This is a genomic window from Lentzea sp. NPDC102401 (assembly GCF_044765805.1).
In the GTDB taxonomy this organism is placed as follows: domain Bacteria; phylum Actinomycetota; class Actinomycetes; order Mycobacteriales; family Pseudonocardiaceae; genus Lentzea; species Lentzea sokolovensis.
The window spans coordinates 1,318,679-1,338,147 of record NZ_JBIWKS010000001.1 but is presented as its reverse complement, the minus strand read 5'-3'; the positions used below and the strand labels follow the sequence as shown (position 1 = coordinate 1,338,147).

The 19,469-nt window shown below is 68.8% G+C and carries 14 protein-coding genes; 5 read left to right on the top strand and 9 right to left on the bottom strand.

Translation table 11 applies throughout. The features are described 5' to 3' along the window. Position 1 precedes the first annotated feature (1 nt). Complete coding sequence (locus ACIRG5_RS06030; protein ID WP_030479020.1) at positions 2 to 400, bottom strand: molybdopterin-binding protein; 399 nt, start codon at positions 398 to 400, stop codon at positions 2 to 4. Positions 401 to 430: 30 nt separating this feature from the next. Beyond that, entirely contained in the window at positions 431 to 1,396 is a 966-nt protein-coding gene (locus tag ACIRG5_RS06025; RefSeq protein WP_402900784.1) for an aldo/keto reductase, read from the bottom strand. 176 nt (positions 1,397 to 1,572) lie between these two features. Here ACIRG5_RS06025 and ACIRG5_RS06020 point away from each other — a divergent pair, with 176 nt between their 5' ends. The 4 genes from ACIRG5_RS06020 (at position 1,573) to ACIRG5_RS06005 (ending at position 5,975) form a co-directional block, all read left to right on the top strand. Beyond that, the gene (locus ACIRG5_RS06020; RefSeq protein ID WP_402900782.1) at positions 1,573 to 2,583 is read left to right on the top strand and encodes a polyprenyl synthetase family protein; all 1,011 of its coding nucleotides are present in this window, start codon (positions 1,573 to 1,575) and stop codon (positions 2,581 to 2,583) included. A 314-nt stretch (positions 2,584 to 2,897) separates the two neighbouring features. Further along, positions 2,898 to 3,692 carry an endo alpha-1,4 polygalactosaminidase gene (locus ACIRG5_RS06015; protein WP_402900779.1) on the top strand — a complete coding sequence of 265 codons (795 nt, stop codon included), beginning with the start codon at positions 2,898 to 2,900 and terminating at the stop codon, positions 3,690 to 3,692. Between the two features lie 22 nt (positions 3,693 to 3,714). Further along, positions 3,715 to 5,028 (top strand): nucleotide sugar dehydrogenase, encoded by a 1,314-nt coding sequence (locus tag ACIRG5_RS06010; RefSeq protein ID WP_402900776.1) that lies wholly within the window; start codon positions 3,715 to 3,717, stop codon positions 5,026 to 5,028. Continuing rightward, complete coding sequence (locus tag ACIRG5_RS06005; protein ID WP_402900773.1) at positions 5,025 to 5,975, top strand: NAD-dependent epimerase/dehydratase family protein; 951 nt, start codon at positions 5,025 to 5,027, stop codon at positions 5,973 to 5,975. Before ACIRG5_RS06010 ends, ACIRG5_RS06005 begins: the two co-directional genes overlap by 4 nt. Positions 5,976 to 6,037: 62 nt before the next feature. Here ACIRG5_RS06005 and ACIRG5_RS06000 read toward each other — a convergent pair whose 3' ends face one another. The 7 genes from ACIRG5_RS06000 to ACIRG5_RS05970 all read right to left on the bottom strand — a co-directional run bounded on the left by ACIRG5_RS06000 (position 6,038) and on the right by ACIRG5_RS05970 (position 16,124). Next, entirely contained in the window at positions 6,038 to 6,937 is a 900-nt protein-coding gene (locus tag ACIRG5_RS06000) for an NAD-dependent epimerase/dehydratase family protein (protein WP_402900770.1), read from the bottom strand. After that, complete coding sequence (locus ACIRG5_RS05995) at positions 6,934 to 7,671, bottom strand: NDP-sugar synthase (protein WP_402900767.1); 738 nt, start codon at positions 7,669 to 7,671, stop codon at positions 6,934 to 6,936. Before ACIRG5_RS05995 ends, ACIRG5_RS06000 begins: the two co-directional genes overlap by 4 nt. 15 nt (positions 7,672 to 7,686) lie before the next feature. Beyond that, positions 7,687 to 9,000 carry a hypothetical protein gene (locus ACIRG5_RS05990; RefSeq protein ID WP_402900764.1) on the bottom strand — a complete coding sequence of 438 codons (1,314 nt, stop codon included), beginning with the start codon at positions 8,998 to 9,000 and terminating at the stop codon, positions 7,687 to 7,689. Then, positions 8,997 to 10,415: a GT4 family glycosyltransferase PelF gene (gene pelF, locus ACIRG5_RS05985; protein WP_402900761.1), complete on the bottom strand. Its 1,419-nt coding sequence runs from the start codon at positions 10,413 to 10,415 to the stop codon at positions 8,997 to 8,999. The genes ACIRG5_RS05990 and pelF overlap by 4 nt, the downstream gene beginning before the upstream one ends. Continuing rightward, positions 10,412 to 12,508 (bottom strand): hypothetical protein, encoded by a 2,097-nt coding sequence (locus ACIRG5_RS05980; protein WP_402900758.1) that lies wholly within the window; start codon positions 12,506 to 12,508, stop codon positions 10,412 to 10,414. Before ACIRG5_RS05980 ends, pelF begins: the two co-directional genes overlap by 4 nt. Next, positions 12,505 to 14,616 (bottom strand): hypothetical protein, encoded by a 2,112-nt coding sequence (locus tag ACIRG5_RS05975; protein ID WP_402900755.1) that lies wholly within the window; start codon positions 14,614 to 14,616, stop codon positions 12,505 to 12,507. Before ACIRG5_RS05975 ends, ACIRG5_RS05980 begins: the two co-directional genes overlap by 4 nt. Positions 14,617 to 15,782: 1,166 nt before the next feature. Then, positions 15,783 to 16,124: a DUF1801 domain-containing protein gene (locus ACIRG5_RS05970; protein ID WP_319981291.1), complete on the bottom strand. Its 342-nt coding sequence runs from the start codon at positions 16,122 to 16,124 to the stop codon at positions 15,783 to 15,785. A 137-nt stretch (positions 16,125 to 16,261) separates the two neighbouring features. Here ACIRG5_RS05970 and icmF point away from each other — a divergent pair, with 137 nt between their 5' ends. Further along, positions 16,262 to 19,468 carry a fused isobutyryl-CoA mutase/GTPase IcmF gene (icmF, locus tag ACIRG5_RS05965; protein WP_402900751.1) on the top strand — a complete coding sequence of 1,069 codons (3,207 nt, stop codon included), beginning with the start codon at positions 16,262 to 16,264 and terminating at the stop codon, positions 19,466 to 19,468. Position 19,469: the final 1 nt, after the last annotated feature.

Genomic DNA, 19,469 nt, shown 5'->3' with positions numbered 1-19,469 from the left:
CTCAGGCCTCGGGGATCTCGACGACCACGTGCGTCGACTTGATCGAGGCCACCGCGACGCTGCCGACCTCCAGGCCGAGCTCGTCCGCTGACTCACGGCTCATCAGAGACGTGACGCGGAAGGGCCCGGCCTGCATGTCGACCTGGGCCATCACGCCGTCCTTGACGACCCGCGTGACGATGCCCTTCATGCGGTTGCGCGCCGAGGCCGCCACGGTCGCGCCGGGCTCGGCCACGTCGGTCATCTTCTGGGCGAAGGCGGCGAGCTCCGTGCCGCTGACGCCCTTGCGCCCGTTGTCGAGCACGACGGACGCGAGGCGTCCCTGATCTATCCACCGGCGCAGGGTGTCGTCACTGACACCGAGCAGCGCGGCGGCCTCACTGATCCGCAAGTTCGGCACGAGCGGGAGTGTATATCCGCGTTCGCGGAGTCAGGAGTGGCCAGCGATGCGGTGCGGCTGGTAGCCCGACTCCAACTGCTCCACCTCGGCGTCGGTCAGCTCGAAGTCCAGCGCCGCCACGGCGTCGTCGAGCTGCGCGAGCTTGGTGATGCCGACGATCGGTGCCGTGACAACGGGATTGCGCCGCAGCCAGGCCAGCGCGACCTGCGCCCGCGACACCCCGCGAGCGGCGGCGATGGCGGCGACCTGGTCGACGATCGCGCGGTCCGACTCCAGGTACAGGGTGGACCCGAACTCGTCGGTCTCGGTGCGCGCGGTCGTCGCGTCCCAGTCGCGGACCAGACGGCCGCGGGCCAGCGGGCTCCACGGGATCACGGCGATGCCCTGGTCCGCGCAGAACGGCAGCATCTCGCGCTCCTCCTCGCGGTAGAGGAGGTTGTAGTGGTTCTGCATCGACACGAACCGCGTCCAGCCGTTCTGCCGTTGCGTGAACAACGCCTTGGCGAACTGCCACGCGTACATGGACGACGCACCGATGTAGCGCGCCTTGCCGGACTTCACGACGTCGTGCAGCGCTTCCAGCGTCTCTTCGAGAGGGACGGTGCCGTCGAAGCGGTGGATCTGGTAGAGGTCCACGTAGTCCGTGCCGAGCCTGCGCAACGAGTTGTCGATCTCGGCGAGGATCGACTTCCGCGACTGGCCGAAACCGTTGGGGCCCTCGTGCATCCGGTTGTGCACCTTGGTGGCGAGCACGATCTCCTCGCGCCGGGCGAAGTCGCGCAGCGCGGCGCCGGTGATCTCCTCCGACGAACCGGCCGAGTACACGTTCGCGGTGTCGAAGAAGTTGATGCCCGCGTCGAGCGCGGCCTTGATGAACGGCCGGGAGTCCTCTTCTGGCAGCGACCACGGGTGGCTGCCCCGCTTCGGATCTCCGTAGCTCATCATGCCGAGACAGATCTCGGACACGTCCATGCCGGCGAGCTTGGTGTAGCGCATGGTCAGCCCCTCAGGAAAAGACGATCACGGTCGGGTGACGGTGACGACAACCCGTCAACATCAACGTAGTCCGGCTCGCCGGATCGTGCCTCTGTTCAACACGTCAGTGGCTATCGGGCCCGTTTGTCCGATCAGCGGGTTTAGCGTCGTTTTCCCGGGGTTCGAGAGGAAAGCGCATGACGAGCATCGACGTGGCCGCGCCACCGCAGGACGTGCTGGAGCGCACCCGCGCCGCGATCGGGCCGTTGCTGCGGGGCGCGCTGGCGGAACTTCCGGACGAAACGCGCGAGGTGGTCGGGTTCGGCCTCGCCCGGCAGGACTTCTCGACGGCCGCGCTCGTGCTGCTCTCCGCCAGGACGATCGGTGACGGGGACGAGGCCGTGAGGGTGGCCGCCGCACTGGAACTCGCGCACCTGCACGACCAGTTGCACGCCGACCTCATGACCCGCGCGGTCAGCCGGAGTCGTCAGCCGAGCGCCTGGGTGCAGTTCGGCGACGACAGGGCTGTCTCGGCGGCCGACGCGTTGTTGTCGCTGGCCTTCGCCGCGCTCACCCGGCGCGAGGTGACGGTCCTCAACGTCGCTTTGCTGTCTGTTGTGGACGGTTACGTCCAGGAGATCGAGATGGACGAACGCGACGACGTGGACATGGCCGAGCACCTGGGAGTCGCGGCGGCCAAGCACAGCGCGCTGACGGCGGCGGCGTGCGAACTGGGCGCCCTGGCCGCGGGGGCGAGCAGGAGCCAGGCGGACCACCTCGGAAGATTCGGCGACGACGTCGGCCTCGCGCGCAAGCACGTCGACGACGTGCTGGCCATCTGGGGCGGCGCCGCTGTCAGCGGCCGTCCGCTCTACGACGACATGGCACACCGCCGCCGCACCCTCCCGGTCGTCGCGGCCATGAACGCGGGCATCGACGTCTACGCGGTCGAAGCGGAACCCGGCGAACTGGCGGCGCTGGTCGAGCGGGCCGGCGGGCGGCGGTGGTGTGAACAGCAGGCGGAACTGCTGCTCGCCCGTGCCCTTGATCACCTGAGGCAGGTGACACCGCGGGCGCGGGCGGCGGGCGAGCTGTCCGGGTTCGCCAGGGAGGTCACGACAGCCAGGTGCGCGCGGGCTCGAACGCCGGTGCCGGCCGTGCCCTCCCAGCCGACCGCGGAGTCTCGTGCGGACCGGACCTCCTCCTGACCTGCCGCGGCCACGCCGCCCCGGCCCGGAGAACCGATGCGCCGAGGAATGCGCGTGTGAGCAGTCGTGCGACTTTCTCCTGACCCCGATCGGCTTAGGTCATAAGTCCCGAAAATATTCCTCACGGGTTGTCACCTCTCCTGTGGGCCTAGGAGATCGTCCGCCCGGCGCATTGATTGTTTGATCCCGGTCGGTAGTGTCGACGGGTGTCGGTCCGCAGTTTCCGAGCATTACTCGTCGTGGTGGCCCTGATGGTGCCACTCGTTTCGGTCGGCTGTTCGAGTGAATCCCGGAGAGTGACGTCGAGCGGGTTTGTGTACCAGTTGCAGGGGTATCGTGACGGACGGCTCGACGCGCTTGCCGCGACACCGTTCCGGACCGCTGTCGTGGATCTTGCCCGTGACGCGGGGGCGTCCTATTTCCGGGCGGACGAGATCGGTCGCCTCAAGGCGTCCGGGAAGAGGATGCTCGCCTATTTCGAGATCGGCTCGATCGAGTCGTTCCGGCCCGACTTCGACGCCGTGCGCGCGGACGGTGCCCGCCTGCTGCTCAACGAGTGGCCGAGTTGGCCCGGCGAACACTTCGTCCGCTACTGGGAACCGCGCTGGTGGGACCTCGCCGTGCGGCCTCGGCTGGACCGGGCGCTCGCGGCGGGCTTCGACGGTGTCTACCTCGACACCCCGCTCGCGTACGAGGAGATCGATCTCGCTCTCGTGCCCGGTTTCGACCGCACCGGCCTCGCCGCCCGGATGGCGGACCTGATCGTGCGGATCAGTGCGCACGTCAAGCGGTCGAAACCGTCTTTCGTCGTCTATCCGCAGAACTCGCCTGAGCTGCGCGAGTATCCGGGGTATCTCGACGCGATTGACGGCATCGGTATGGAGGAGCTCTTCTTCCGCGCGACCGACGAGCGGTGCGATGCGGACTTCTGCGCCGCGAACCTGGCGGCGACGAGGAAGCTGAGGGACGCCGGAAAGACCGTGTTGGCGGTTGACTACGCGACCCGTCCGGAGAACGTGGCGGAGGCGTGTCGGCGTTATCGGGAAGAAGGATTCGAAGGATATGTGACGGTGCGGGCGCTCGACACCATTGCCGCACCATGTCCGTGACGGCGCGAGTGAGGAGTCGGTCGTGACAGGGGAAGAACCGCAATTCCGTCAGGTGGGCATCATCGGAATGGGGTACGTGGGTCTCACACTGGCGGCGGCGATGGCCCGCCGCGGGTACGAGGTGCACGGCGTGGACACCCAGGCCGCACTGCTCGACACGCTGTCGAAGGGACGGCCGCACGTCTTCGAACCCGGTGTCGAGGACGTGTTCCAGGAGTGGGTGGGCAAGCGCATCTTCCTCTCGCACGAACTGCCGGACTCCGGCGTGGACGCGGCGATCATCTGCGTCTCCACCCCGGTCGGGATCTCCGGGCGAGAGCCGTACCTGCTCAACCTGGCCGCCGCGGCCGAGCACATCGCCAAGAAGTGCACCCCGGAGACCCTGGTCGTCGTGCGCAGCACCGTTCCTGTCGGCGCGACGCGGGCGGTCGTGCTGCCCCGGCTGGTCGACGCGTGGGGCTCGGCACGGCTGGCGATGGCACCGGAGCGCACGATCCAGGGCCAGGCGTTGCGCGAACTGGTCGAGCTGCCGCAGGTGGTCGGTGGTCTCGACGACGAGAGCCTGCGGCGCGGGCTCGCGCTGTTCGGCGGGCTCGCCTCCCAGCTCGTGCCGGTGTCCGGGCTCGAGACCGCCGAACTGGTCAAGCTGGTCAACAACTGCCACACCGACGTGATCTACTCGTTCGGCAACGAGGTGGCCAGGCTGACCGAACGGCTCGGGCTCGACCCGCTCGAGGTGATCAGGGCGACCAACGTGGACTACCCGCGCCCCGACATCGCCAAGCCGGGATACGTCGGCGGCGGGTGCCTGTCGAAGGACCCGTACCTGCTGCTGTCAGCTGCCGAACAGGCCGGCCACGTGCCGCCGCTGATCAAGGCGGCTCGCGAGGTCAACGAGGACCTGCCCGTGCACGTCGCGGACCGCGTGATCGACCTGATCGGGGAACCACGGGGAAGACGGCTGCTGGTGCTCGGCTGGGCGTACAAGGGCTGGCCGCCGACCGACGACATGCGCGGCACACCGATCGCCTCGATGATGCCGGGCTTCACGAGGGCGGGCATCGAGGTGCTGGGACACGACCCGCTCGTCGACGGTGAGGTGATCCGGCGCTACGGCGGCACCCCGGTCGACCTCGCGGCCGGGTTCGCGAGCGCGGATGCCGTGCTGATCATCACCGACCACCCGGAGTACCGGCAGCTCGACGTCGACCGGCTGTTGCCGGGGTCGGGCGTGCGGCTCGTCTACGACTCGTGGCGCGTGCTGGAGGAGAGCAGGGTGACCGGGCACGGCGTCCGTTACGCGGGTCTCGGCTACGAGCCGGAGGTGGCGCGGTGAAGTGCCTCGTGCTCGGTGGTGCCGGATTCATCGGACTGCACCTCAGCAGACGACTTCTCGAGGACGGGCACGAGGTGACCGTCGTGGACGACTTCTCGCGCGGCCGCGATGATCCCGAGCTCACCGCGCTGGACGTGTCGGTGATCTCGGCCGATCTCACCGACCCGGCGGCGTTCGAGTCCCTGCCCGGCGACTGCGACCACGTGTACCTGCTCGCGGCGGTGGTGGGGGTGCGCAACGTCGAACGCGATCCGTCGCGGGTCATCCGGATCAACACGCTCGTCGTGCTGAACACACTGGACTGGATCACTCCGGGACGGCGGCTGTTCTTCGCGTCCACCAGCGAGACGTATGCGGGCGGGGTGTCCGCCGGGCTCGTGCCGGTGCCGACCCCGGAGACCGTACCGCTGGTCGTGGAGGACGTCGCCGCGCCCCGGTTCGCCTACGGCATCAGCAAGATGCTGGGGGAGGCGGCGGTCGTGCACGCCGGCCGGGCGAAGAACGTTCCCGTTGTCGTCGGCCGCTTCCACAACGTCTACGGGCCGCGCATGGGCGCCGACCACGTCATCCCTGAGCTCTGTCTGCGGGCGTTGCGCCGCGAGGACCCGTTCCTCGTGTACGGCACCGATCAGTTCCGCGCGTTCTGCCATGTGGACGACGCGGTCGACGCGGTGGTGCGACTGATGGGCACCGACGCGGCCATCGGCGGGATCGTCCACATCGGAGACGACACCGCCCAGACCAACATCGGTGAGCTGGCCGAGCTCGTGCTCAAGATCGCAGGCCATTCCCCGACCATCCAGTGTGCCGCCGCGCCTCCAGGATCGGTCACGCGCCGCTGCCCCGACCTGACGTTGCTGCGCGCCCTCACCGGACACAGCCTCTCGGTGTCCCTGGACGACGGCCTCCGCCGCACCTTCACCTGGTACCGAGACCACCAGTCCTGAAAGTTGATGAGGGGAGCTTTCACAAGCCTCAGGCTTGTGAAAGCTCCCCTCATCAACGAAGGCTAGACGTTCTGCCAGACCGCCTGGACGGATGTGGTCAGGTCCTGGTGCGGCGACCAGCCGAGTGCGCGACTCACCCGCGTGGTGTCCGCCGCGATCCACGTGACCGCGCTCGACCTGGAGTGCACCGGATCGGATTCCCGCACCTCGCCCCGGAAACCCGCCACCTCCGCGAGCATCGCCACGACGTCGCGCACCGCCACCGCCCGGCCGCTGCCGACGTTGAGCACCGGCTCCGGCAGCGCGGGGGCGAACGCGGCGTCCGCGATCGCCCCCGCCACGTCCGCGACGTCGACGAAGTCGCGGTAGGCGCCGAGCGGGCCGAGTGTGATGTCGCCACCCTTGCGCAGCGCGGTCCGGATCGCCTCCGCCGCACGACCCAGCACGGTGCCGTACGGCAGGTCCGCGCCGATCGGGTTGAAGACCCTCAGCACCACACCGTCCAGTCGTCCCGCGACGACCGCGTCCCGCACCAGCAGAGTGCTCGCCAGCTTGGTGATCCCATAGCAGGACGTCGGGTTCGGGGCCGCGTTCTCCGCGACCGCGGAACCATGCGGGACAGGCCCGTACTCCGCCGCCGACCCGAGCGCGACGAGCCTCGCGGACGGAGCGGCCACCTGGATCGCGTCGAGCAACGCGGCCGTGGGTGTGACGTTCGCGGCGACGAGTTCCGCCGTCGTCCCGTCGAGCAGGCCCGTGCAGTTGACCACGGCGTCGGGCACGATCGATCCCAGCAGTGAGACGAGTTCGTCGGTGCCGTCCCGCATCAGGTCGTGGCGTACCCAGCCGTTGTCGCGCGGCGCGGTCCTGCTGACCCGGACGACCCGCGCCCCGCGTGCGCGCAGCACCTCGTCCGCCGCACGGCCGAGATAGCCCGACGCGCCGAATAGGACCACCTTCACGACGTCGCCGCCGTCGTGGGCGCGCTGCCGGGCAACAACATCGGCCGCAACCGTTCGAAGTTCCGGTTGGCGTCGTCGTAGTCGTCGGGCCTGCCGATGTCGAGCCAGTAGCCGCCGAACTCGTAGGCCGCCGGTTTGTCCCCGCGCGACAGCAGGTCGAGCACCAGCTCGTCCAGCCCGAAGGGGACGTTGCGCTGGTAGGGGGTGAGCGTCTTGCGAGCCATCGCGTACACGCCCATGCTGACGCCGTAGGAGAGCTCTGGCTTCTCGACGAAGTCGACGATGGAACCCTCCTCAGTGGACAGAGTGCCGAAGTCGATCTTCACCTTGCGCTGGTACGTCGCCACCGTGAGCGGCGCACCACACGCGATGTGGTGATCGAGAAGAGCCGTGTAGTCGAGGTCGGTGAGCACGTCGCCGTTCATCACGAGGAACTGCTCCGGTAGCAGATCGACGATGTTGAGCAACGGGCCGATGGTGGACAGCGGAGTCTTCTCCTCCGCGTAGTCCACCCCTATGTTCCACCGCGACCCGTCGCCGACGAAGGCGCGGATCAGTGAACCGAGGTGCCCGATCGCGAGCGTGACCCGGTCGAAGCCCCGCATGCCGAGCTGCTGCAGGATGATGTCGAGGATCGCGTACTCCTCGCCGATCGGGACGAGAGGCTTGGGCAGTGCCGTGGTGTACGGCCGCAGTCGCACTCCTCTGCCGCCGGCGAGTATCACCGCATGCATGTGGAGATCACTTCCTCATCGGTAGTGGCGAACTTGTCCGACGCTCTCGCGGAGCGCCATGAGCAAGAAGACTGACAAAGCGGAGCAGCCGAGCAGGAAGATCGGCGCTGGATCTGTGGTGAGCCCGGTGGCCACCCAGGTGAAGGCCAGGACACCGGACACGATCAGCGGCGCCAGCACCGCGCCACCGGTCCGGACGAGCACGAACCCCAGGAAGAACGCACCGCCGAGCAGGACGTGCCCGTCGATCAGCAGGGCACCGGGTGACGTGAGCACCCCCGACCAGCGCAGTGCCACGAGCAGGACGAGTGCGGCGGAACCCAGTGCCACCAGGCAGATGCCGAGCTCCCGCAGCAGAGCGCGCCACATCACCGCACCGAAGTCCCGCGGCAGCGGGCACCGGCGCAGCTCTTCCGCCGCCGTGTCGAAGAACCGGTGAGCGCGCCACTCGACCACGCCCATGCCGAGCACCAGCGGGGCGGCCGCGACGGCCAGGTCGAGTGCGCCGAGCACGTACCGGGAGTCCACGTACAGCAGCAAGGTTGCGCACAATGCCGCGTACACGCTGCTGGGCAGTGCGGCACGCAGCAGCGTGCTCACCGGCGGCAGGCGCACGCCATCGAAGTCGCGCGCATCGCGACCGGAGTGCCAAGCGGCCCCGACGGCGAGCAGCACCGTCACACCACCCAGCGCCAGCGCCGGCACCGTCGCTCCCGAAACCAGGTGCAGCACCCCGCCCGCGCCGGCGGGCAGCACCGCCCCCGAGAGCAGAACCTCCCTGCCGTGGAACAACAGCACGCCGATCGCGAGCTGGAGGCCGGCCAGCGCGAGCACGAACGCCGCGGACGACCACCCCAGCGCCGCGCTCGTGACGGACACCGCGATCACCACCCCGGCGACACCGAACAGGCGCAGCGACCTGACCGCCGTGGCCGCGGCGCCACTGCCGACCAGCTGATGCGCCACGACGCTCGCACCCGCGCCCCACACCCAGGTCACGGCGGTGGCGACCACCATCGCCCGTACCGCCGCGGGACCACCGAGCACTGCGGCGACGGCGGGGAAAACGGTCGTCGGCGCCAGGTAGAGCGGTCCGCGCGTGGCGTGCAGCCAGGTGCCGGCGGGCGTGTTCTGCCCGGCGGTGGCACCCGCGCGGGGCAGTCGTTCGAACACCTCCTGGGCGAGAGCGAACACGTCGGTCCGCGCGTAGCGGTCCACCGCGACCTGGTCGGTGACGCCCTGGCTCTCCAGCAGCGCCGCCACCTGCAGCCCGTCGACCGGGTCCGGCAGCAGCCCGGCGACCCGCGTCACCAGCTCGTCGAGGATCACCGCCCGGTCTCCGTCGTGGTGAGCTCCGCGTATCTCGTGCGGTAGCTGTCGTTCCACCGCTGGACGGTGAAGCGCTCGACCACCCGCTGTCGTGCGAGCAAGCCCATCCGCCGGCGAAGACCGGTGTCGGTGAGCAGCCGCACGCACGCCCGTGCGACTGCCTCGTGATCACGTGGTGGCACCACCAGCCCCGCGTCGGCGACGGCTTCGCTGACACCGCCGACATCCGTGCAGACCGGTGGACGGCCGGTCGACATCGCCTCCACCACGGTGAACGGAAACCCCTCCGACACGCTGGTCAGCGCGACCAAGTGGCCCGCGTGGTAGGCGTCGACCTGTCTGGGCACCAGTCCCTCGAACACGGCGGAGCCCGTGAGGCCGAGCTGGTCCGTCAGCCGCAGGCAGCTCGTGTGGTAGTCCCTGTTGGCCTCGGGCACCGGGCCGAACACGCGCAGCCGTGCCTCCGGCAGTGCCCTCCGGACCTCACCGAACGCCCTGATCAACGTGTGCAGGTCCTTGAGCGGGTCGATCCTGCCGACGAACACGATGGTCGGCACGTCCGGTTCTCCCCGAGCCACCGGGAAGTCCGCCGGGTCGATGCCGTTGTACATCGTCCACATGCGACTGGGGTCGGCTCCGCTGTGCAGCTGCCACCGCCGGTTGTAGTCGGAGTGCGGGGTGAGCATGTCGCAGGTTCGGTAGGCCGCCCCCGCGAGCGCGCGGTGGAAGCTCAGCAGCACGACCTTGGTGGGCAGCGCGACGGTCTCGCTCACCGCACCGAGATAGCGCTCACGCAGGTAGACCCCGTGCTCGGACATCAGCAGCGGCGTTCCGTGAGCCCACTTGGCCGCCATGCCCGCCAGCGCGCTCAGCCCGTTCATCGCCAGATGGCACACGTCGGCGCGGACGGGCGGGAACATCAACGGCCGCAACGAGTGTTCGAGCATGTCGGTCGCGTTCAAGGCGTCCTGCAGGGAGATCGGTCCCTCTCCGCAGTCGTGCACGGCGCGGATCAGCCGGGCCACGGCATCGTTGGACATCAGTGCCGCGCCGACGTCCGAGTGCTGGGCGAGGCCGAAGATCCGGCGCAGCGCGTGCGCCAGCTTCTCCGGACTGTCGTCCGCATAAGGGATGAAGGACCTCAGAAAGGCCTCGTGCACCTCGGCGAACCCGGCGGGCCTGCGGCGCGCCCGCCGGGGTCGTCTGCCCCACAACGGCATCGTCACCACCTCGGTGAGGTTGGCGGGGGACGGCCACCACGGCCGTTCGGCACCGTCCACGGCCAGCGCGACGGCGGTGAAGGCGTGCTGGGGCATGCCGCGGATCAGCTGGTCGCACCACAGGCTCACGCCGCCGGGGTGAAAGGGGTAGCACCCCTCCGAGACGAGTGCGACGCGCAGGTCCTGGGCGGTCATGGCCGGGGGCTCGCCATCAGGACCGCGGTCTGGCCGGCGGCCAGGTCGACGCGCGCCACCGTGCTCGCGCCGTACGTGTCGCTCTCGTCGCCGCCCGCCTGGTCGGCCTCGGTCGCTTCCCGTTGCCGCACCCCGGTGAGCAGGAGCGTCCCGCCGGCCTCCGGTACATAGGTGATCGCACCGGAACTCCGGTCCCACACCGCGTCGCGTCCCGATCCCAGCGCGGCGAAGTGTGCTGTCCTCGCCTCCACGTACCGGGCCAGCATCAGCCAGTCGGGGCTCAGCAACGGCACCTGGTACAGCGCCGCGTACTTCGCCACGGTGGCGGTGATCCAGTCGAACGCGAGCGAGCGCCCCGGCGTGTACGCGCGCAGATTGCCCTGGTGCAGGGTGTGCGCGTACACCGATCCGCTCATCAGGTGCCGCACCGCCACCTCGGCTTCCGCGTCGACGGCCTGCTCGTAGGTCAGATCGTGGTCGCGGTGGTCGGACGCCTTTCCGTCGCGGCCGTACTGCGCGTTGTAGAGCGCGGTCTGCTCCTCGGGCGTGGTGGCCTCGAAGTCGATGGCGGTCGGCCAGTCCGGTACGACCAGCAGTTCCGGTCGCAGCGGGTGGAGGATGCCGCAGTTGACGCACGTCGGACGATGAGCCGCGAAGGACATGTTGCCCTGCAGGTACTTCACCCCGAGGTCGTGCGCCGCGTCGAGCATCGCCCCGTTCGACCTGGTGAGGCCGAAGTCCGTCGGAGGTTCGAGTGACCGCGGATCCGGTGTGTACACGCCGAGCCCCGAGTACTCGGGCGTCTTGAGCACGCTCGCGGGCACGGGCAGCCCTGCCTCCGCCGCGATGCCGAGGTTCTCGCCGATCTCGGTTCGGCTGGTCTCGTAGGAGGTGTCGTTCATCTGCGGATGGGTCGCCGTGTGGTTCACCCAGCGGAACTCCCGCACCAGCTCACGCGAGCAACTGCTGAGCGAGTCCGGTGAGGAGTCGTCGGTGCAGGAGGCGGGCGCGTCCGGTGTCAGTCTGCTTCCGTTGAAGGGCAACGTGAGCGTGAACCCCGCGGCGACCGGGTGATGCGCGCGGAGATCGCGTTGTTGCATGCTCGCCGACTTCGCGTCGCCACCGCTGAGCCGGAACATGTCGGTGGTGCCGTCGACGCGTTTGCGGGCGGTGGAGTTGAACCAGTCGTCGACGTCCACGGTGAACCAGTGCCGCTGCTCCCCGAGCAGCACATCCCGCGTCGCCCACCGCACGAGAGAAGGCCCGAGCAGCAACGCGGGCAGGTCGTCGGGACCCATCGAGAACGTGAGAGCGAGCCGTTCCCTGCCGTCCGGTGACCGGCTTCGCACCCCGACGACGGCGTCTCCCGCGGTCAGCACGGGTTCGGCGGCACACCCGGTCGCGAGCCTCGCCCAGTAGACGTAGGACCGCACGAGCGGGACGCGCGCGTCCGGCTTGAGGTGGTCGAAGACGGCGCTGCCCACCGAGGACAGCGCCATCCCGACCCCCTCGTCGCCGACCGCTTCCTCTCCACCAGGCCGCAGGCAGAAGTCCTCCGGCGTGGTGGACGGGTGGGTGTTCAGCGACACCTGCCGGACGCCGTACGTGCGTTCGTACTCCCACAGGACCGCCCACTGTCCTGTGTCGAAGACACTCGTGTAGCCGCCGCCCGGCCCGGCTCGCAGCAGTGCGCTGCTCGTGAGCAGAACGCCGTTGTACCGGCCTGTGCCGTCCTGCCTGACCAACCGCTCGCTCGTCAGAGGTTCGGTACCGGCGTACAGCACGTCGTAGGGAGAGCCTATGGAGTCCAGCGCCGATTTCCAGGTGGCCAAACCGAAGTCGTCAGGGCCCGTCGCGATCACAAGCTGCCGCAACGCCACCACGTCACCGCGCCGGCCCGCGCCGTCCGGCGGCCGTGCCGCGCGCACGGGCACGAACCGCTTGGCGGACAGCGGATACGGCACAGGGCTTGCCTGAGCGGGCGCACCGCCCACCGGCTGGGGACCGGGCGGGCTGAGCACCGTGATCGTGGTGATCACCAGCGCGATGGCTGCCAGCAGCGGACCGACCGCTCTGGAAGGCGCGGTTTTCATGGGCGGGGCACCGCCGTGGCGATGACGGTGGTGCCCGCCGTGACCGGGAGACGGGTGATGGTGTCGGCGCCGTAGCGGTCGACAGTTCCCGACGGGTGGGTGACGCCGGTCAGGAACAGCGAGCCGGTGGTGGCACTGGTGCGGGTGATGCTGTTGGTGGCGCGGTCCCACACCGCGTCGGTACTGCCCCGGATCTCCGCGAAGTGGCTCGTGCGCGCTTCGACGTAGCGCGCCAGGGCCGGCCAGTCCGGGTTGCGCAGCGGCACCGCGAACCGGGCGCTGTACCTGTCGACGATCGCGCGCAGCCAGTCGAACGTCAGGCTGCGGCCAGGGGAGAACTGGCGCAGGTTGCCCTGGTGCAGGGTGTGACTGTAGGCCGAGCCGGTCATCACGTGCTGCAGTCCCACCTCGGACTCGTAGGCGAGCAGTTCGGGATAGCTCAGGTCGTGGTCGTGGTAGGGGAATCTGCCGTTCGGTCCGTAGAGGCTGTTGTAGAGCAACGCCTCCTCGGCCGGTGTGGTCACCTGGTAGCCGATGTTGGTCGGCCAGTCCGGCACGACCAGCAGCTCCGGCCGCAGGGGATGACGGACACCGCAGTTGAAGCAGGACGGCCGGTGGCTCGGGAAGGACATGTTGCCCTGCAGGTAACGGACGCCGGCGTCACGGGCGGCGTTGAGCAGGGCCGGGTTGGACGCCCCGAGCCCGAAGTCTGTCGGTGGTTCGGTGTCTGGGGCGTTCGGATCCGGGTTGTACACGCCGAGCCCCGAGTAGGCGGGGGTCTTGAGCACGTCGGTCGGCACGGTGAGCCCGGCCTGCCGCCCGAGGGCGAGGTTGTCCCCGATCTCGCGCTGGCTCGTCGCGTAGTCGGTGAAGTTCATCTCCGGGTGCGTCACGGTGTGGTTGACCCACCGGAAGTTGGAGGCGAGGCACTTCGAGTAGCTGGTGAGCGGGTCCGGGGTACCCGTGGAGGAGCACCGCGACGGCGCGGACGGAGTGAGGTCGCCACCGTTGTAGGGCACGTTCAGGGTGAAGCCCGCGGCGACCGGGTAGGTGGAGCGCAGCGTGTTCTGCTGCGCGTTGGCCGAGGCGGCGTCGGACCCGGTCAGCCGGAATCCCGGATCGGTCTCCAGGTGACCGTCCGGGTAGAGGTGGTCGGTGCGGTTGAACCAGTCGTCGACGTCGGCGCTGATCCAGTGCCGCAACTCGCCGGCGAACACACCGCGGGTCGCCCAGCGCACGAGGCCGTAGCCCAGCATGTCGGTCTGCGGCAGGAACTCGTTGGAGGAGAACGTCAACGCGGCCCGCTCGCGCCCGTCGGCCGAGGTGCTCACCACGCCCAGGACGTGGTTGCCGGCCATCAGGGTCGGCTGCGCCGCGCATCCGGGCGCCATCGTGGACCGGTACACGTAGGAGAACGTGACGGGCACGATCGCGTTCGGGGTCAGGCGGTCGAAGAGACCTCGCCCGGCAGCGGTCAGCGTCGCCTGCAGGCCGCTTCCGCCGACCCCGCCCTCGATGCCGGGGCGCAGGCAGTAGTCCTCGGGGAACGTGCCCCACGACGTGTAGAGCGACACCTGGCGCACCCGGAAGGTTCGCTCGTAGTCCCACAACGTCTGCCACTCCGTCACGTCGAAGGCGCTGACGTAGCCACCGGAACCGTCGGGCTGGAGCAGCGCGTTGTCGGTGAGCAGCACCGCGCTGTAGCGGCCGGTGCCGTCCGGACGCAGGAGGCGTCCGGCGGTCAGCTGTTCCGAGCGCGCCGTGAGCACGTCGTACGGTGTGCCTATCCGATCGAGCACGGTCTTCCAGGTCGAGAGGCCGAAGTCCGCCGCGTCGAGCGCGATCACCAGGGGCCGCAGGGCCACCCGGTCGGTCACGGCCAGCTGTGACACCGGTGCCGACGCCGTCCTGAGCGGTCCGTTCACCGCCCGCAACTTCGGCGGTGCGGGCGGTTCGGGTCTTGCCACGTCGCCTCTGACGAGGCCGTGTCTGTGTCCTGGTCTGTTCTCGTGCCCCGATGCTTCCGCTGCGGGCGGGCTGGTGAACAGCGCGGTCACCATCAGTGGTGCTACGACAGCGGAGATCCACTTCTTGCGCGATGTCGCCATGACACGTCCCTCCCTGGACGTCTTCCGGGGTTTGCCCTGACGAATTCAGCCGTGCGCGACCAGCCTCCGCGAAAAATGCGTCGAGAAGGTCATGTGGCGTACACGGATAGCTCGCCGATGTGGTGGGGTGAATCCCATCGCGACGGCAGAGCCGTCATCCAGGCGGCGGTCGTCCGAGCGCGTTCGTTCTTCCTTCCTGCTGCTGGCGTGAGAAAGAAGATTAGGTGGAAAACGTCTTGTCCGGTACCTCAGATCGTGGGAAAAGAGAAAACTTCAAGGAGTAACGTTAGGGACCGAACGGACTACTTGGCCGCAGGTGTAGCTATACGAGCTGGCATGCGGAGGATGGGTGTTCGGGGATGTCGAAGGATGCGTTCTCGGGACTTAGGACTCTGGTTGAAAGGCTCGCTGCGGTGCTGGCTCGTCGCGTTACCCGCTTACGTGAGACCGAAACATCAGTGGTTCAGATGCTGTGCGGCAGACAGGCAATTGAGTCGCATTCCCGGATTGACGCGGTCTCGTTTGCCCCGGCATTTGGAATCCTCACCCCAGGCCTTTGCGGCGGATGTGGCGCACCGGAGTGAATCGGCAGCGCGCTGCGATTGCCGGTCGGTCGTCGGGCGCGCTCACCTCGAATCGGGGTCACCGCGGCGGCCGGTGGGCCCGGCGCACCGGCCGCCGCCACCTCGGGGAGTTCGGCGACGACATCGGCTTGGCGGGGCAAGCGCGTGGACGACGTGCTTGCCCCGTGCTCTCGGCACCTGAGGCAGTGCTGTTCCAGGTCTCGGACTACGGGCGCGGCACAACTCCAGGTTGATGAAGGCTCCCCTCATCAACGTGACGACACCCTTGAGTGGAGCAGCCGCGGGATTCACCAACGGGGTCCTCGCGGAGCCCAGGACGCCGGCGGCGGCTGCCCGCGAACCTACGACTCAGAACGCGCACTGGAAGGCCATCAGGACACCAGCCACCTGGTGGCCCCCGCGCTAGTGTCCCGAGCCGGAAATCCCCTGCCTGTTTCCCGGCTCGTCACTGCGGCACGCGGGGGCCCTGCGTTCCCTCGAGGGGAACGCAGGGCCCCCGCGTGACTTCAGGCGCGGCGTGTTGGGGTGCGACACGCTGTGGAGAAGGAACAGACTTCGACAGCGGATTTCCGGCGCGGAACACTAGCCGATCTCGCCCAGACGCTGGCGGATCAGGTCGCGCACCACGTCGTCGGGCAGCGGCATGTCCGTCGTGAACCGGATCGTGCCCTTCGAAAGCGAGTAACCGGTCAGCCGCTCGCGCACCACGTCGACCGCGGCCGGGCTGAACGGGAACACGGCCAGGTGGTCCCTCGCCGCCTTGAACCCGAGCAGCGGCTTGCCCTTGTGCCGAAGCGCGGCGAGGCCGTAGCTCAGGCCCTGCTCGGCGTCCGGCGCCAACTCCTCCGCGAGCGCCCTGACCCGTTCGAACGCGGCTCGCGCCGGGGCGTCGAGCGAGGCGAAGTAGTCGTCCACGTCGGCCATGCCGCGCACGCTACCTGGGCGAAGTGCTCCGCGAGCGAACCTGTGGGCATTGCCTGGATCATGTCGGTTCCTGCTCGATACAGAGACCTGGACCACGCTCAGTTGCACGTCCAATAGTAGGAAGTCAAACTATTCTCATGGCGACCACTCTGCACAAGCCGGTGAACCCGGTGCGCTTTGTGACCGCGTCCAGCCTCTTCGACGGCCACGACGCGGCTATCAACATCATGCGGAGGATCCTGCAGTCGCAGGGTGCGGAGGTCATCCACCTCGGGCACAACCGGTCCGTGGTGGAGGTCGTCAACGCGGCGATCCAGGAGGACGCGCAGGGCATCGCCATCAGCGCGTACCAGGGCGGGCACGTCGAGTACTTCTCGTACCTGGTCGAACTCCTGCGCGAACGCGGCGCCGGGCACATCAGGGTCTACGGCGGCGGTGGCGGCGTCATCGTCCCCGAGGAGATCGAGCTGCTGCACTCGCGCGGGGTCGCGCGGATCTTCTCGCCGCAGGACGGGCAGACGCTCGGCCTCGCGCGCATGATCAACCTGATGATCGAGGAGTGCGACCACGCGCTCACGGCGCCGTTCAGTCACGACGCGCTGCTGACGGGGGCGGACGAGGCCCTGGCGCGCGCGATCACGCACATCGAGGCCGGCACCGCCGAGGGCATCGAGACCACCCGCAAGGTCCCCGTCCTGGGCATCACCGGCACAGGTGGCTCCGGCAAGTCGTCGCTCACCGACGAGCTCGTGCGCCGCTTCCGGCTCGACCAGCAGGACAAGTTGCGCATCGCCGTGCTCGCCGTCGACCCGACGCGCCGCCGTGGCGGTGGCGCGCTGCTCGGCGACCGCATCCGGATGAACTGCCTCGACGGCGACCGCGTGTTCTTCCGTTCGCTGGCCACGCGCCGTGCGGGCAGCGAGATCCCGGACGGCCTGGAGCAGGCCATCGTGGCGTGCAAGGCGTCCGGTGCCGATCTGGTCATCGTCGAGACGCCCGGTATCGGTCAGGGCGACGCGGCCATCGTGCCGTTCGTCGACTTCTCGCTGTACGTGATGACGCCGGAGTTCGGTGCCGCGTCGCAGCTCGAGAAGATCGACATGCTCGACTACGCGGACGCCGTCGCGATCAACAAGTTCGAGCGCCGCGGTGCCGAGGACGCGCGCCGTGACGTCGCACGGCAGATGGTGCGCAACCGCGAGGCGTTCGGCGTCAAGTGGGAGGAGATGCCGGTCTACGGCACGTCCGCCGCGACGTTCAACGACGACGGCGTGACGGCGCTCTACCAGTTCCTGCGTGACGGACTGGTGGAGCACGGTCTCGCGGTGGAGGAGGGCTCTCTCGCGACGGTCAACGGCAAGACGTCGACTTCGGCGTCCACGGTCGTGCCCGCCTCTCGTGCGCGCTACCTGTCCGACATCGCGGACACCGTGCGCGGCTACCACCGCAAGACCGACGAACAGGTCGGTGCGGTGCGCACGCACACCCAGCTCTCCGCGGCGCAGAAGGCTCTGGAGGCCGCGGGCAAGGGCGTCACCGACATCGCCGAACTCGCCGACGCCGCCGAGCGCAAGGTCGACCGCGACACCGCGGACCTGCTCCAGACGTGGCCGGCGACGGTGGAGCAGTACTCCGGCGACGAGCTCGTGTTCAAGGTGCGGGACAAGGAGATCCACACCAGGCTGACGCGGGAGACGTTGTCCGGCAACCAGGTCCGCCGGGTCAGCCTGCCGCGCTACGACGACGAGGGCTCGCTGCTGCGGTTCCTGCGCAAGGAGAACCTGCCGGGCTTCTTCCCGTACACGGCAGGCGTCTTCCCGTTCAAGCGCGAGGGCGAGGACCCGGCCCGCATGTTCGCGGGCGAGGGCGACGCGTTCCGCACCAACCGCCGCTTCAAGTACCTGTCGAAGGGCAACCCGGCCACGCGCCTGTCGACGGCGTTCGACTCGGTGACGCTCTACGGCCGCGACCCCGACACCCCGCCGGACGTCTACGGCAAGATCGGCACCTCTGGCGTCTCGATCGCGTCGCTCGACGACATGAAGGCGCTCTACGACGGTTTCGACCTCGTGGCGCCGACGACGTCCGTGTCGATGACGATCAACGGCCCGGCGCCGACGATCCTCGCCTACTTCCTGAACACGGTGATCGACCAGGAGGTCGGGAAGTTCAGGGACGCGGAAGGCCGTGAGCCGAACGCCGAGGAGTACGAGAAGGTCAGGGCCTACGCGCTTGCCAACGTCCGCGGCACCGTTCAGGCCGACATCCTCAAGGAGGACCAGGGCCAGAACACCTGCATCTTCTCCACGGAGTTCTCGCTGCGCATGATGGCGGACATCCAGGAGTGGTTCATCCAGCAGCAGGTCCGCAACTTCTACTCGGTGTCGATCTCCGGCTACCACATCGCCGAGGCCGGGGCGAACCCGATCAGCCAGCTCGCCTTCACGCTCGCCAACGGCTTCACCTACGTCGAGTCGTACCTGGCACGCGGCATGAACATCGACGACTTCGCGCCGAACCTGTCGTTCTTCTTCTCCAACGGCATGGACGCCGAGTACAGCGTCATCGGCCGGGTGGCGCGGCGGATCTGGGCCGTGGCCATGCGCGACCGCTACGGCGCCGCGGAGCGTTCGCAGAAGTTCAAGTACCACGTGCAGACGTCCGGCCGTTCGCTGCACGCGCAGGAGATGGACTTCAACGACATCCGCACGACGCTGCAGGCGTTGTGTGCGCTGTACGACAACTGCAACTCCTTGCACACCAACGCGTACGACGAGGCGATCACCACTCCCACGGAGTCGTCCGTCCGCCGCGCGATGGCCATCCAGATGATCATCAACAAGGAGTGGGGCCTCTCGGCGAACGAGAACCCGCTGCAGGGCTCGTTCGTCATCGACGAGCTGACCGACCTCGTCGAAGAGGCGGTGCTGCTGGAGTTCGACCGCATCTCCGAACGCGGCGGCGTGCTCGGCGCGATGGAGACCGGCTACCAGCGCGGCCGCATCCAGGACGAGTCGATGCTCTACGAACAGCGCAAGCACGACGGCTCGCTGCCGTTGATCGGCGTCAACACCTTCCTGCCGGAGGACGGCACGCGCGAGGTCGTGAAGATCGAGCTCGCGCGCGCCACCGAGGAGGAGAAGGAGTCGCAGGTCGACCGCACCCGCGCCTACCAGGCGGCGCACCGCGACGAGGCCCAGAAGGCGCTGGCTCGCCTGCGCGAGGTGGCGCAGACGAACGAGAACGTGTTCGCCGTGCTGATGGACGCCGCCCGCGTCTGCACGCTCGGCCAGATCACCGAGGCGTTCTTCGAGGTGGGCGGGCAGTACCGCCGCAACATCTAGA